This window comes from Methylorubrum sp. POS3 (assembly GCF_043352485.1).
Classification (GTDB): Bacteria; Pseudomonadota; Alphaproteobacteria; order Rhizobiales; family Beijerinckiaceae; genus Methylobacterium; species Methylobacterium suomiense.
The window spans coordinates 3,516,978-3,529,706 of sequence record NZ_JAPRBT010000001.1; the positions used below are offsets into that span (position 1 = coordinate 3,516,978).

A 12,729-nucleotide genomic window follows, 5' to 3' on the forward strand; every position below is an offset into this window, starting at 1 on the left:
TCTCCTCCGCCGATGCCCTCAGCTTCCACCCCCCCGTCGCGGGCCGGTGAACGGCTCGCTCCGCTGCGCGCCCTGCCGCCCTGGGCCGGCGACGCGGTCGCCGTGGCCATCACCCTGCTCGCGACCGGCCTGCGCCTCCTGCTCGATCCGGTGCTGCCGCCGGGCTTCCCGTTTCTGACCTTCTTCCCCGCCGTCGTCCTGACGACGTTCTTCTTCGGGCTGCGGCCGGGCATCGTCTGCGCGGTGCTGTCGGGGCTGGCGGCGTGGTACTTTTTCATCAATCCGATCAATTCGTTCGTGCTGAACGCGCAGACCGCCCTGGCGCTCATCTTCTACGCCTTTATCGTCACCGTCGACATCGCGCTGATCCACTGGATGCGCGTGGCGGGGGAGCGTCTGGCCGCCGAGCGGGCGGTGACCGCCGACCTCTACGAGCAGCAGCGCACCATGTTCCAGGAGCTGCAGCACCGGGTCGCCAACAACATGCAGTTCGTGGCCGCGCTCCTCGCCCTGCAGAAGCGCAAGATCGCCGACGATCCCCGGGCGGCGGCGGAGGCCTTCGACGAGGCCCAGGCCCGGCTGGAGACGATCGCCCGCATCCACCGCCGCCTCTACGATCCGAGCCGGATCGATCAGCCGGTCGGCCAGTACCTTCAGGAATTGTGCAGCGACCTCCTCGAGGCCACCGGCGCGCGCAACATCGTCTGCCTCGTCGACGTGCCGCCGCTGCGCTTCGACCTCGCCCGGCTGACGACCCTGTCGCTCCTCGTGGTCGAGGTCGTCACCAACGCCCTCAAGCACGCCTTCACCGAATCCGCGCGCGGCACCATCACGATCCGTCTGGAGCAGCTGCAGGGGAGCATGACGGCGCTGACCATCACCGATGACGGTCCCGGCATCCCGGCAGACTTCGATCCGACGGCGAGCCGCAGCCTCGGCTTCCGCATCGTCCAGGGGCTCGCCGCCCAGCTCGACGGCACGCTCACCTATGCCAATGACGGCGGCACCGTGGTGCGTCTCGTATTCCCCGGCGGCCGGGCGGCGTGAGGCGCCGCCGCGCTCAGCCCAGCCCGTCGTCGGACGCGCGCAGGCGGTAGCCGATTCCGGTCTCGGTCAGGAGGAGGCGAGGGCGCTCGGGATCGGCCTCCAGCTTCTGCCGGAGCTGGCGCATGTAGACCCGCAGATATTGCGGGTCGGACGAGGCCGGAACCTCGCGCATCAGCTGGGCATGGGTCAGCACCTTGCCGGCATGCAGCACGAGGATGCGCAGGAAATCGTACTCGCGCGGGGTGAGCTTCACCTCGGCCCCGTCGACCCGCACGATGCGCCGCACGAGGTCGACGCTGAGTCCCTCGACCCGGAAGACGGGGCGCTCGCCCTTGGCGGCGAGCTGATGGCGCAGGGCCGCCCGCAGGCGGGCCAGCAGCTCGCCCATGCCGAAGGGCTTGGTCACGTAGTCGTCGGCGCCGAGATCGAGCGCCTCGACCTTGCCGCCCTCGTCGCCGCGGCTCGACAGCACCACCACCGGCAGGTCGGGATGATCCGCGCGGATGGTCCGCAGCAGGTCGTGCCCGCCCATGTCGGGCAGGCCGAGATCGAGGATGACGAGATCGACCCGCTCGCGCTTGAGCAGCGTCAGGGCGGTGCCGGCGTCGGGCGCCTCCAGGAGGCTGTAGCCCTGCGTCGACAGGCCGACCCGCAGGAGCCGACGGATCGGCGGCTCGTCGTCGATCACGAGGACGGTCGGGCTCATAGAGGTGGGCTCATGCGGCGCGGTCCTCCGGCGCGGGGATCGGCATCGACACGGTGAAGACGGCGCCCGGGCGGTCGCGCCGGTTGGCCGCCGTGACGGTGCCGCCCATGGCCTCGACGAAGCCGCGGGCGATGGCAAGCCCGAGCCCGGTGCCGGCGCGGACCCGGTCGCCCTTGCGCAGGCGGTGGAACTTGTCGAACACCCGCTCGGTCTCGGCCTCCGGCAGGCCCTCGCCCTCGTCCAGCACCGCGAGACGGACCCACGCGCCCCGGCGGTCCGCCCGGACCGTGACGGTGGTCCCCTCGGGGGCGTATTTGGCGGCGTTGTCGAGCAGGTTGACGAGCGCCTGCTCGAACAGGACCGGGTCGAGCCGCAGGGTCGGCAGGCCGGGCTCGACCTCGACCGCGATCCGGTGGCCGGACAGGGCCGGCCCGGTCCGGCGGAGGGCGGTGTCGACGCTCTCGGCCATGTCCCCGTCCGAGAGGTTCGGGGCCACCGCCCCGGCCTCCAGCCGCGTCATGTCGAGCAGGTTGGCGATGAAGCGGTTGAGCCGCTCCGATTCCTCGATGACGGTGGCGAGCAGCTCGCCCCGCGCCTCGTCGGGTAGGGCGGCGCCGAGATCGCGCAGGGTGCTGGCCGCGCCGAGCACGGAGGCGAGCGGCGTGCGCAGGTCGTGGCTGATGGAGGTGAGGAGCGCGCGGGCGAGCCGGTCGGTCTCGGCGGCGCGCTCGGCCCGGTCGAGATCGTCCACGAGCCGCACCCGCTCGATCGCCAGCGCCCCCATGTCGGCGAGCGCGTCGAGGAGGCGCCGGCCCTCCGGCGTCAGGATCGGGCCGGCGCCGTCCGCGTCGAGGCCGATCACCCCGATCGTGCCGCGTCCGGTGCGCATCGGCAGGAACAGGCGCCGGGCGCCGGGGAGGGTGTCGGCGCCGCGGCCCGCCGGGCGGTCGTTGTCGAAGGTCCATTGCGCGGCGGCGAGATCCGCGGGCTCCAGCCGATCCTCCGGCGGGTAGCCCGCGCGCACGACGACCGTCCGCCCCTCGGGCAGGAGGACCACCACCCGCACCCGCAGCATCGCGGCGACCTGGGCCGAGGTCGCCCAGAGCACGTCGTCGAGGGTGCCGCAGGCCGCGAGCTTGCGCGAGAAGCCGTAGAGCCGCTCGGTGGCGGCGGCCCGCGTCTGGCTGATCATCGCCGCCCGGCGCGAGCGTCCGGCGAGGTTCGAGACCAGCACCGCCACCACGGTGAACAGCAGGAAGGCCGCCACGTTGGTCGGATCGGCGATCGTCAGGGTGTAGACGGGGGGCAGGAAGAAGAAGTTGTAGGCGAGCGACGCGGCGACGACCGCGGCGAGCGCCGGCCCGAGACCGAAGCGCACCGCGACCGCGACCACCGCGGTGAGCAGGATGAGGTCGGCATTCTCGATGCCGGTCTGGGGCTGGAGCAGCAGGGCGAGGCCGAGCCCGGCGGCGGTGGCGAGCAGGGACAGGCCGTAGGGCCGCAGCTGCAGCCGCGACCGGGCCGGGGCGGTGGCGACCGCCGCGGCCCCCCCCGAGGCGCCGGCCCGTCCCCGGAGATTCTCCCCCGGCAGCGCCTCGCCGGGGACGACGTGCACGCTGATCGGGCCGCTGCGCCGCACGAGATCGTGCACCACCGAGCCGTGCAGGAGCTCGAAGGCCCAGGATCGCTCCGCCTTGCCGACCACGACGTGATTGACGTTGGCCGAACGGGCATGGGCGAGGATGTCGTCGGCCACCCGCCGCCCGCCGGGCAGGGTGACGGCGTCGCCGCCGAGCCGGTCGGCGAGCCGCAGGGCCTCGGCGACCCGGTCGCGCGCCGCCTCGCCGAGCGCGGCGGCGCGGGTACCCTCGACGAACAGGGCGGTCCAGGGGGCGTGCAGGCGGTCGGCGAGGCGCTTGGCGTAGCGCACGAGGGCGGCCGAGCGCGGGTCGTCGCTGATGCAGACCAGCACCCGCTCTCCCGCCGCCCAGGGGCCGGGGATGGCGTTGGCCCGCATATGGCCGAGCAGCTCGTCGTCGACCCGGTCGGCGGTGCGCCGCAGCGCCAGCTCGCGCAAAGCCGTGAGATTGCCGCGGGAGAAGTAGTGGGCCAGCGCCCGCTCGGCGCCCTCCGGCACGTAGACCTTGCCGTCCTTGAGGCGCTGGATCAGGTCGTCGGGGTTGAGATCGACCACCTCGATGTCGTCGGCCCGGTCGAGGATGCCGTCGGGCACTGTCTCGCGCACCCGGATGCGGGTGATGCCGGCCACCACGTCGTTCAGGCTCTCCACGTGCTGGATGTTGAGGGTGGTCAGGACGTCGATGCCGGCATCGAGGAGTTCCTCCACGTCCTGATGGCGCTTGCGGTGGCGCGAGCCCGGCGCGTTGGTGTGGGCGAGTTCGTCCACCAGGGCCAGCGCCGGCCGGCGTGCCAGCAGCGCGTCGAGATCCATCTCCTCCAGCACGGTGCCGTGATAGGGCACGGACGCGCGGGGCACGATCTCGAAGCCGTCGAGTAGGGCGGCGGTCTCGGCCCGGCCGTGTGTCTCGGCCACGCCGACCACCACGTCGGTGCCGGCCCGGAGCCGGGCGCGCCCGACGGTGAGCATCTCGTAGGTCTTGCCGACGCCGGGGGCGGCGCCGAGGAAGATCTTGAGCCGGCCGCGGGTGCGCGCCTCCCGGCGCGCCGCGGCGAGCAGCGCGTCGGGGGAGGGGCGTTCGGGATCGCGGCCGGTGTCCCGCATGCTCGGTCCGCCCGTCAGTGCCCGGCGAGAGCGTCCAGGGCGAGGTTCAGCGCAAGGACGTTGACGCGGGGTTCGCCGAGGAGGCCGAGGGTGCGTCCCTCGACCTGGGCGGTCACGAGCGTGCGCACCCTGTCCTCGGGGAGGCTGCGGGCCTTGGCGACGCGCGGCACCTGGAACAGGGCGGCCTCCGGCGAGAGATCGGGATCGAGGCCCGAGCCGCTGGTGGTGACGAGATCGACCGGCACCGGCGCCCCGGGATTCTCGGTCCGGAGGGCGTCGAGGTCACCCTTCACGCGGCCCGCGAGCGCCGCGCTGGTGGGGCCGAGATTCGAGCCGAGCGAGGCCGCGGCGTTGTAGGGGGCCGGTACGGTCTTCGTCGCGTCGGCCGGATCGGGCGCGGTCGTGGCCGAGGGTCGGCCGTGGAAGTACCGGGCATCGGTGAAGGTCTGGCCGATCAGGCGCGAGCCGACGATCCGGCCGTCGCGCGCGATCAGGCTGCCGGCGGCCCGGGCCGGGAAGACGGCGCCGGCGAGCCCCGTCATGGCCAGCGGATAGGCGAGGCCGGTGATGATCGTGAAGGCGGTCAGGAGGACGAGGGCGGGGCGGAGTGGGGCAAGCATGGCTTGAGTCTCGTAAGCTTCAGGCGAGATGGAGGGCGGCGACGGCGATGTCGATGGCCTTGATGCCGGCGAAGGGCACGAGGACGCCGCCGAGGCCGTAGACGAGGAGATTGCGCCGCAGGAGCGCGGCGGCGCCGACCGGGCGGTAGGTCACGCCTTTGAGCGCCAGGGGGATCAGGGCGACGATGACGAGGGCGTTGAAGATGATCGCCGACAGAATCGCGCTCTGGGGCGAGGCGAGCCCCATCACGTTGAGCGCCGCGAGCGGCGGGTAGAGGGCGGCGAACATCGCCGGCAGGATCGCGAAGTATTTCGCGACGTCGTTGGCGATAGAGAAGGTGGTCAGCGCCCCGCGGGTCATCAGCAGCTGCTTGCCGATCCGCACGATCTCGATGAGCTTGGTCGGGTCGGAATCGAGATCGACCATGTTGCCGGCCTCACGCGCCGCCACCGTGCCGGTGTTCATGGCCACGCCCACATCGGCCTGGGCGAGGGCGGGGGCGTCGTTGGTGCCGTCGCCGCACATCGCCACCAGCTTGCCGCCGGCCTGCTCGCTCCGGATCAGCGCCAGCTTGTCCTCGGGGGTCGCCTGGGCGAGGAAATCGTCCACGCCCGCTTCCGCCGCGATGGCGGCGGCCGTCATCGGGTTGTCGCCGGTGATCATGATGGTGCGGATGCCCATGCGGCGCAGTTCGGCGAAGCGCTCGCGGATGCCGCCCTTGACGATGTCCTTGAGCGCCACGACGCCGAGCAGGCGCCCGTCGCGGGCCACCGCGAGCGGCGTGCCGCCGGCCTTGGCGATCTCCTCGGCGATGGCCCGGATCTCGGCAGCCGCCTCCGGCTCGTCGGCCGGGCGGAAGGCCAGGGCCGCATTCCCGCCGCGCGGGGAGGGGGGCGCGACCGACAGGGCCGCCAGCACCGCCTCGACCGCGCCCTTGCGGATCGAGGAGCCGCCGAGATCGACGCCGCTCATGCGGGTCTGCGCCGTGAACGGCACGAAGGTGGCGTTCAGCGCCGCCATGTCGCGCCCGCGGAGCCCATAGGCCTCCTTGGCCAGCACCACGATGGAACGCCCCTCCGGCGTCTCGTCGGCGAGGGATGCCAGCTGCGCCGCATCCGCCAGATCGCGCTCGGGCACGCCCGAGACCGGCCGGAAGGCCGTGGCCTGCCGGTTGCCCAGCGTGATGGTGCCGGTCTTGTCGAGGAGCAGCGTATCGACGTCGCCCGCCGCCTCGACGGCGCGGCCGGACATCGCCAGCACGTTGAAGCGCACCAGCCGGTCCATGCCGGCGATGCCGATCGCCGAGAGCAGACCGCCGATCGTCGTCGGGATCAGGGTGACGAACAGGGCCGCCAGCACGATCACCGGGATCGTGCCGCCGGCATAATGCGCGAAGCTCGGGATCGAGGCGACCGCGAACACGAAGACCAGGGTGAGACCGGCGAGCAGGATGTCGAGGGCGATCTCGTTGGGGGTCTTGCGGCGCGAGGCGCCCTCGACCAGCGCGATCATGCGATCGACGAAGGTCGAGCCGGCCGCCGCCGTGATCCGCACCACGATCGCGTCGGACAGCACCCGCGTGCCCCCCGTCACCGCCGAGCGGTCGCCGCCGGATTCGCGGATCACGGGAGCGGATTCGCCGGTGATCGCCGCCTCGTCGACCGAGGCCACGCCCTCGACCACCTCGCCGTCGGAGGGGATCAGCTCGCCGGCCTCGACCAGAACCAGATCGCCGACCCGGAGGCTCGCCCCCGGCACGGTCTCGTGGTCCCGGTTCGCGCCGCCGGTCAGGCGCTTGGCGGTCATCTCGGTGCGGGTGCGCCGCAAGGACTCGGCCTGGGCCTTGCCCCGCCCTTCCGCCAGCGCCTCGGCGGCGTTGGCGAAGAGCAGGGTGAACCACAGCCACAGCACGATCTGGCCGGAGAAGAGCAGGTCGGGCCCGCCCGTGACGAGGTCGCGCGCGAACAGGATCGTGGTCAGCACCGCGACCACCTCGACGGCGAACAGGACCGGATTGCGGACCATGGCGCGGGGATCGAGCTTGGCGAAGGCGCCGAGCAGCGCCCGGCCCGCGAGGGCGGCGCCGAACGGGGAGTTGTGTTTCTGAGGGGACATGGGATCGCGGGTCCGGAAAGGGGGAGGGGCGTCAGGCCGCCGCCGCGAAGGCCGCGGCGAGGGCGAGGCCACCGAGCAGGACGACGCCGAGCACGGCGAGCACGAGGTCGGAGGTGCGGGCGGGCATGGGCCGCCCGCCATGCGCCCGGTGCCAGGGAAGGCGCGACCGGTTCGGGCGCGGCGGCGGGGTATGGCGCGGGGCGCGGCGGGCGGGGAGGGGACGCGGCATCGGTCAGCCCCCTGCCCCGAAGGTCTGGCCCGCCGCCCCCGCGAGATGCTCGGCCACGGGGCCGAGGGCGAGCGAGGGGAAGAAGGTCAGCCCGCCGACGATCAGGATGACGCCGACGAGCAGGCCGACGAACAGGCCGCTATCCGTCGGAAAGGTGCCGGCGGAGGCCGGGACCGTCTTCTTGGCCGCCAGCGCCCCGGCCAAGGCCAGCGCCGGGATGATGACGAGGAAGCGTCCGGCCAGCATGCCGAAGCCGAGCGCCACGTTGTAGAACGGGGTGTTGCCCGAGAGGCCGCCGAAGGCCGAGCCGTTGTTGGCCGCCGCCGAGGTGAAGGCGTAGAGGATCTCGGAGAAGCCGTGCGGGCCGGCATTCGCGGGCCCCGCGAGGCCCGCCGGGATCACGGTCGCCAACGCCGTCGGCCCCAGCATCGCCGCGGGCAGGCACAGGACGGCGAGCATCGCCATCTTGACCTCGCGGGCCTCGATCTTCTTGCCGAGATATTCCGGCGTGCGCCCGACCATCAGCCCGGCCACGAACACCGCCACCACGACGAAGACCAGCATGCCGTAGAGGCCCGCGCCGACGCCGCCGACGATGATCTCGCCGAGCTGCATGTTGAGGAGCGGGATCAGGCCGCCGAGCGCGGTGAACGAGTCGTGCATGGCGTTGACCGCGCCGCAGGAGGCCGCGGTGGTCACGACGGCGAACAGGGCCGAGGCCGCGAGACCGAAGCGGACCTCCTTGCCCTCCATGTTGCCGCCGGGCAGCCCGAGGGCGTTCAGCACGGGGCTGCCGGCCGCTTCCGCCGCGTAGGTGATGGCCACGCCGCCTAAGAACAGCACGCCCATGGCGGCCAGGATCGCCCAGCCCTGGCGCTCGTCGCCGACCATGCGGCCGAACACGTTGGTGAGCGCGGCCCCCAGGGCGAAGATCGCGACCATCTGGACGAGGTTGGCGAGCGCCGTCGGGTTCTCGAACGGGTGCGCGGCGTTGGCGTTGAAGAAGCCGCCGCCATTGGTGCCGAGCATCTTGATGGCGACCTGGCTCGCCACGGGGCCGACCGCGATGGTCTGGTGCGCGCCCTCCAGCGTGGTCGCCTCGACGGCGGCTTGGAGCGTCTGGGGTATGCCCTGCCAGACGAAGAACAGCGTCAGCCCGACCGAAAGCGGCATCAGCACGTAGAGGGTGCAGCGGGTGAGATCGACCCAGAACGAGCCGACGGTGGCCGCCGAGGCCCGGGCGAAGCCGCGGATGAGGGCCAGCGCCAGGGCGATGCCGGTGGCCGCCGAGAGGAAGTTCTGCGTCGTCAGCCCGAGCATCTGCGACAGGTGCGAGAGCGTGGTCTCGCCGCCGTAATTCTGCCAGTTGGTGTTGGTGACGAAGCTGACCGCGGTGTTGAAGGCGAGATCCGGCGGGACCGCCGCCTGCCCGGCCGGGTTCAGCGGCAGGAGATCCTGACACCGCAGGACGGCGTAGAGCCCCACGAAGCCGAGCCCGTTGAAGACGAGAAGCGCCAGCCCGTAGCCGAGCCAGCTCTGTTCCTGGCGCCCGTCGATGCCGGCGAGCCGGTAGAGCCCGCGCTCGACCGGGGCGAGCAGGGGCGAGAGGAGGGTGGGGGCGCCGGTAAAGACGCGGGTCATGTAGAGACCGAGCGGCTTCACGAGCGCCAGCACGATCGCGCAGAACAGCGCGACCTGAATCCAGCCGTCGAGAGTCATGGGAGTGTTCCGTCGCGCCGCTCTAGAACCGCTCGGGGCGGACGAGGGCGACCGTGAGGTAGACGAGGAGCCCGGCCGTCACGAGGGCGCCGAGGGCGAGGTCGAGGGTCATCGGCGGACCCTCCTAGAGGCGCGCGCAGAGCGCGGTGTAGCCGGCGGCCAGCCCGAAGAAGGCGAGGCCTGCGGCGAGGAGGACGAGGTCGAGCATGGGGTTCGGGTCCGTTCGGCGAGGAGGCGCCGCGGACCGGACTAGGTCGACAAACCGCGTGAGGGTTCGAGGGGGAAAGACGGCCCCCCGCATAAGGATCGCATCAGGATTTGCCGGGAGGGCGCCTTGGCGGGTCCCCAGAGACGTTCCCCTGCCCCGACGGAGGGGAATCAGGGTAAGGCCGGAAGGTACTGCTCCCGTTCCCACCGCATCTTCGGTACCGTCCCGTCACGGGGGCAAGGGTCCAGCGTTCGACGCGGGGATCGTTCAGGCGCGGCCTCGCGCGACCGCCCTGGGCCCGTCACCGCCACGCGTCGCGGATGTCCGAACCGGGCGGGATGAGCCGGAACAGCGCGGGACACGCCGGCATCGCTGCGGTTCGGCGACGGATTCGGCCGCGCCGTGATGTTGATGGGCGAGCGCGGCGCAGTCTCTCGACGGGCGCTTCCACTCTATCGGAACGCGCCGCAGAGCATCGGCCGGAAAAGGGGATGCCGGCTATCGGAACATGCCGATGCAGCACGAGAATCAAAAAATCGCCCTGGACCCAAGATCCATGGCGATCCTTTCATCTCTGCGCGACGCCGAAAATTACAGGAAGAAGTCGGACGAGTGCAGCGTCGTCTTCGTCATGACGTCGATCGCGAAATCGGTCTTTCCATCGCCATTGATGTCGGCCTGGACCTGATGGCCGCCGGCGATCGACGCGATCCGCAGTTCACCGGCATTCTTCGTGAAGGTGTCCGAACCGATCCAGGTGAAGGCCTCGTTGGCCGCCGTCAGGGCATCGGCATCGATCGCGTGCAGGTCGATCTTGTCCTCGCCCCTGACGAAGTCGCCGATGTAGTCGCGGCCCGATCCGGCGGCCAGGCTGTCGCTGAGCTTCTCGAACCGGAACGTGTCCTGGCCCGCCCCGCCATAGAGGATGTCCTTGCCGCCCCGCCCGACCAGGACGTCGTCGCCGCCACCGCCCCTGAGGCCGTCCGCCTTCGCGCTGCCCAGGATCAATTCATCGGATGCTTTTCCGTTGACATGCCCCCCTGAGGAGGGCGCCTGCAGCACGAGGGTCGGATCTGCGGATTGCACCGGAGGAGCGGGCTCGGCGGGCTTGGTCGGCGCCGATGGTTTGGGTGTCTCGACCGGAGAGGGCGTTACCGGAGGGGCCGTCGGTGCGTCGGTCCCCGATGTGGGCGGAAGGGTAGACCCTTTCTCGGCCAGGATGAAATCGCTCGTCTTGAGCGCAACCTTGCCGGTCAGCTCGAGCTTGAAATCGGCCTTCAGGTCACCGTTGGCATCGATCTCGATCGTCGTGGCGCCCGACGCGTAGCCGTAGCGGAGCTGCCAGTCATGGCCGGTGAAGCTCCGCGACTCCAGCCACTGCCAATCCGTATGGTCCTTGGGGGCGCCGGCGAGGTTTGCCAGATGGATCTTGTCCTGCCCCTGCGTGAAGTCGGCGATGCGGTCGATGCCGTCATTCGTGAGGGACGTGTAGACGAAAGTGTCCTTGCCGCTGCCGCCGGTGATGGAGTCGCGACCGCCGCCGCCCACGATGACGTCGTCGCCAGCGCCGGCGTGGATGTAGTTCGAGCCGCTGCCGCCCTTGATGTAGTCGCCCTTGGCGGTGCCGATGATGGACGCAGCGGCCGAGGCGGCGTCGATTTTCTTGAGGGACGACAGGTCGGTGCGGGCCTCGACGGTTTCCGCGCCCGGGATCGCGGGGCGTCCGCTGGCATGCATGTTGTCGGCATAGACCATGTCCTTGGGGCGCGAGGTCTGCTTCAGGTCGCCGTACTTGCCGAAGTCGATGACGTTCTCGACGATCTTCACGCCGGTGACCGTGCCGACTTGGCCGGCATTGTGGGTCTGGGTGGCGCCATCCGACACCAGGACGGTCATGCTGCCGCCGAGGAGGATGTTGTTCTTGACCAGGACGTTCGAGACGTTGCCCAGCTCGCCGGTGATCCGCACGGCTTCGTTGGTCTCGGTCGGCGCATCGGCGCGCGAGCGCCAGTCGATCACGTTGTTGGCAATGACGACCGAGCCGATCGTCTTGCCGATCCAGATCGCATCCGCGTGCGCACCCGTGGCGTAGGATCCGCCGGAGATGTAATTGCCGCTGATCGTGCCGCTCTGGATCGCGATGGCGTCGGACGGCGCATCGAGGAAGGCGTTGTTCGTCAGGACGGTGTTGTGACCGCGCGACATGATGAAGTCGACATAGCCGATATTGTCGAGCTTCAGGCCGTCGAACGTCGAGCGGTCGACGGTGAGGTTCTTGGTCCCGGTCAGCGCGTTGATGGCATATTTGCCGACCGACGCGTCGAAGGTCGAGTTCTTGATCGTGACGTTGTCGGCCTGCACATTGATCGACACGCCGCGGAAGTCGTAGCCATCGAAGGTCACGCCTGATTTCGTGATGGCGAGCGTGTTCAGAGCCTTGTTGTAGTAGACGCCATCCGTCGACTTCAGGGTGGTGAAGCTCTTGAGCTGCCCCTTGGACAGAGACGTGCCCACCGCTGCATCGACGCCAGCGACCTTCTGAAGGCCGTTGTTGCGGGCGATGGCCGCGAGATCCGAAGCAACGTACATATAACCAGCCCCAATCGGCAGCGTTGCTCAACGCCCGCTGCGCTTATGCCTTCAGTGAACTTCCGTGGACGCTAAATCGAATTATTAAAGAATCCTTTCGATGAATATCTAAACATTGCTGCATCTAGTGTTTTTGTATCTTTCGAAGTCTTATAAATCATCCGGTGGCATAGTTAATAAATGGTTAACAAAATTTCTTGTGGTTGAACAAGGTCTTAGCGGACGGACGCTACGCTTTTATGACTCGCCGTCCGCCGTGGACTCGGTCGGCATCGCGCAGGGCCGCAGAGGCTGCCGCAGGGCAGGGACGATGCGGTCGCGACCCTTGTCGTGAGGGCAACCCATGGCTCAGGGCGGACAACGGATCGGTATGGGGCCGGGCCGTTCGAGAGGCTTTTGCGCGGTCTCGGCCATGAGGAACCAAAGACCGGAGCCTGGCGGCTCGTGGGCCGGTGATGCGTTCGGCCGGGCAGGGGTCCCGCCCCCGAGATCCTTCGAGGGTCCGGATCGAGCGCCTTGCCGCCCTGCGCCAACGCGCGCCGTCCTGCCCGACGATGGTCGCCCCCGTGAAAACCAGCGCCGCGCGTGGGCCCCGGACGTCCGCACCGCGGCCCGGCGCGGTGCGGACGGTACCTGACCCGTGCGCGTCTTCTGATCTCGCCGGGTGCACGGGGCGCCCAATCCGAGCTTACGAGCGGGATCGGACCCCGGCTCGAGGCCGAACGGCCAAGTCGGCGATCGATTGATCGGGG

At 70.4% G+C, this 12,729-nt stretch carries 9 protein-coding genes; 1 reads left to right on the forward strand and 8 read right to left on the reverse strand.

Features of this window, described 5'->3' with window-relative positions; genetic code table 11:
- Nucleotides 1-12: 12 nt before the first annotated feature.
- A complete protein-coding gene (locus OWC43_RS16290; RefSeq protein ID WP_393957429.1) occupies nucleotides 13-1,047 on the forward strand; it encodes a sensor histidine kinase in 1,035 nt (344 codons plus the stop codon).
- Nucleotides 1,048-1,060: 13 nt separating this feature from the next.
- On the opposite strand, the gene OWC43_RS16295 is transcribed toward OWC43_RS16290, so the two are convergent.
- From OWC43_RS16295 to OWC43_RS16330, 8 genes are all read right to left on the reverse strand, one after another.
- The gene (locus OWC43_RS16295) at nucleotides 1,061-1,753 is read right to left on the reverse strand and encodes a response regulator (protein WP_137831745.1); all 693 of its coding nucleotides are present in this window, start codon (nucleotides 1,751-1,753) and stop codon (nucleotides 1,061-1,063) included.
- Nucleotides 1,754-1,763: 10 nt separating this feature from the next.
- Nucleotides 1,764-4,496, reverse strand: coding sequence for a DUF4118 domain-containing protein (locus OWC43_RS16300; RefSeq protein ID WP_393957430.1), 2,733 nt, complete (start codon nucleotides 4,494-4,496; stop codon nucleotides 1,764-1,766).
- Nucleotides 4,497-4,510: 14 nt separating this feature from the next.
- Entirely contained in the window at nucleotides 4,511-5,116 is a 606-nt protein-coding gene (locus OWC43_RS16305; RefSeq protein ID WP_393957431.1) for a K(+)-transporting ATPase subunit C, read from the reverse strand.
- A 19-nt stretch (nucleotides 5,117-5,135) separates the two neighbouring features.
- Nucleotides 5,136-7,232: a potassium-transporting ATPase subunit KdpB gene (gene kdpB / locus OWC43_RS16310; protein ID WP_393957432.1), complete on the reverse strand. Its 2,097-nt coding sequence runs from the start codon at nucleotides 7,230-7,232 to the stop codon at nucleotides 5,136-5,138.
- Nucleotides 7,233-7,263: 31 nt separating this feature from the next.
- A complete protein-coding gene (locus OWC43_RS16315; RefSeq protein ID WP_393957433.1) occupies nucleotides 7,264-7,461 on the reverse strand; it encodes a hypothetical protein in 198 nt (65 codons plus the stop codon).
- 3 nt (nucleotides 7,462-7,464) lie between these two features.
- Entirely contained in the window at nucleotides 7,465-9,180 is a 1,716-nt protein-coding gene (kdpA, locus tag OWC43_RS16320; RefSeq protein ID WP_393957434.1) for a potassium-transporting ATPase subunit KdpA, read from the reverse strand.
- A gap of 22 nt (nucleotides 9,181-9,202) precedes the next feature.
- Entirely contained in the window at nucleotides 9,203-9,292 is a 90-nt protein-coding gene (locus tag OWC43_RS16325; protein WP_056241308.1) for a K(+)-transporting ATPase subunit F, read from the reverse strand.
- A 687-nt stretch (nucleotides 9,293-9,979) separates the two neighbouring features.
- Entirely contained in the window at nucleotides 9,980-11,977 is a 1,998-nt protein-coding gene (locus OWC43_RS16330; protein WP_393957436.1) for a M10 family metallopeptidase C-terminal domain-containing protein, read from the reverse strand.
- Nucleotides 11,978-12,729: the final 752 nt, after the last annotated feature.

Bases quoted from the DNA above. Each gene is read 5' to 3' on its own strand.
- OWC43_RS16290 (WP_393957429.1), top strand. From the start codon at position 13: ATGCCCTCAGCTTCCACCCCCCCGTCGCGGGCCGGTGAACGGCTCGCT.
- OWC43_RS16295 (WP_137831745.1), bottom strand. From the start codon at position 1,753: ATGAGCCCGACCGTCCTCGTGATCGACGACGAGCCGCCGATCCGTCGG.
- OWC43_RS16300 (WP_393957430.1), bottom strand. From the start codon at position 4,496: ATGCGGGACACCGGCCGCGATCCCGAACGCCCCTCCCCCGACGCGCTG.
- OWC43_RS16305 (WP_393957431.1), bottom strand. From the start codon at position 5,116: ATGCTTGCCCCACTCCGCCCCGCCCTCGTCCTCCTGACCGCCTTCACG.
- kdpB (WP_393957432.1), bottom strand. From the start codon at position 7,232: ATGTCCCCTCAGAAACACAACTCCCCGTTCGGCGCCGCCCTCGCGGGC.
- OWC43_RS16315 (WP_393957433.1), bottom strand. From the start codon at position 7,461: ATGCCGCGTCCCCTCCCCGCCCGCCGCGCCCCGCGCCATACCCCGCCG.
- kdpA (WP_393957434.1), bottom strand. From the start codon at position 9,180: ATGACTCTCGACGGCTGGATTCAGGTCGCGCTGTTCTGCGCGATCGTG.
- OWC43_RS16325 (WP_056241308.1), bottom strand. From the start codon at position 9,292: ATGACCCTCGACCTCGCCCTCGGCGCCCTCGTGACGGCCGGGCTCCTC.
- OWC43_RS16330 (WP_393957436.1), bottom strand. From the start codon at position 11,977: ATGTACGTTGCTTCGGATCTCGCGGCCATCGCCCGCAACAACGGCCTT.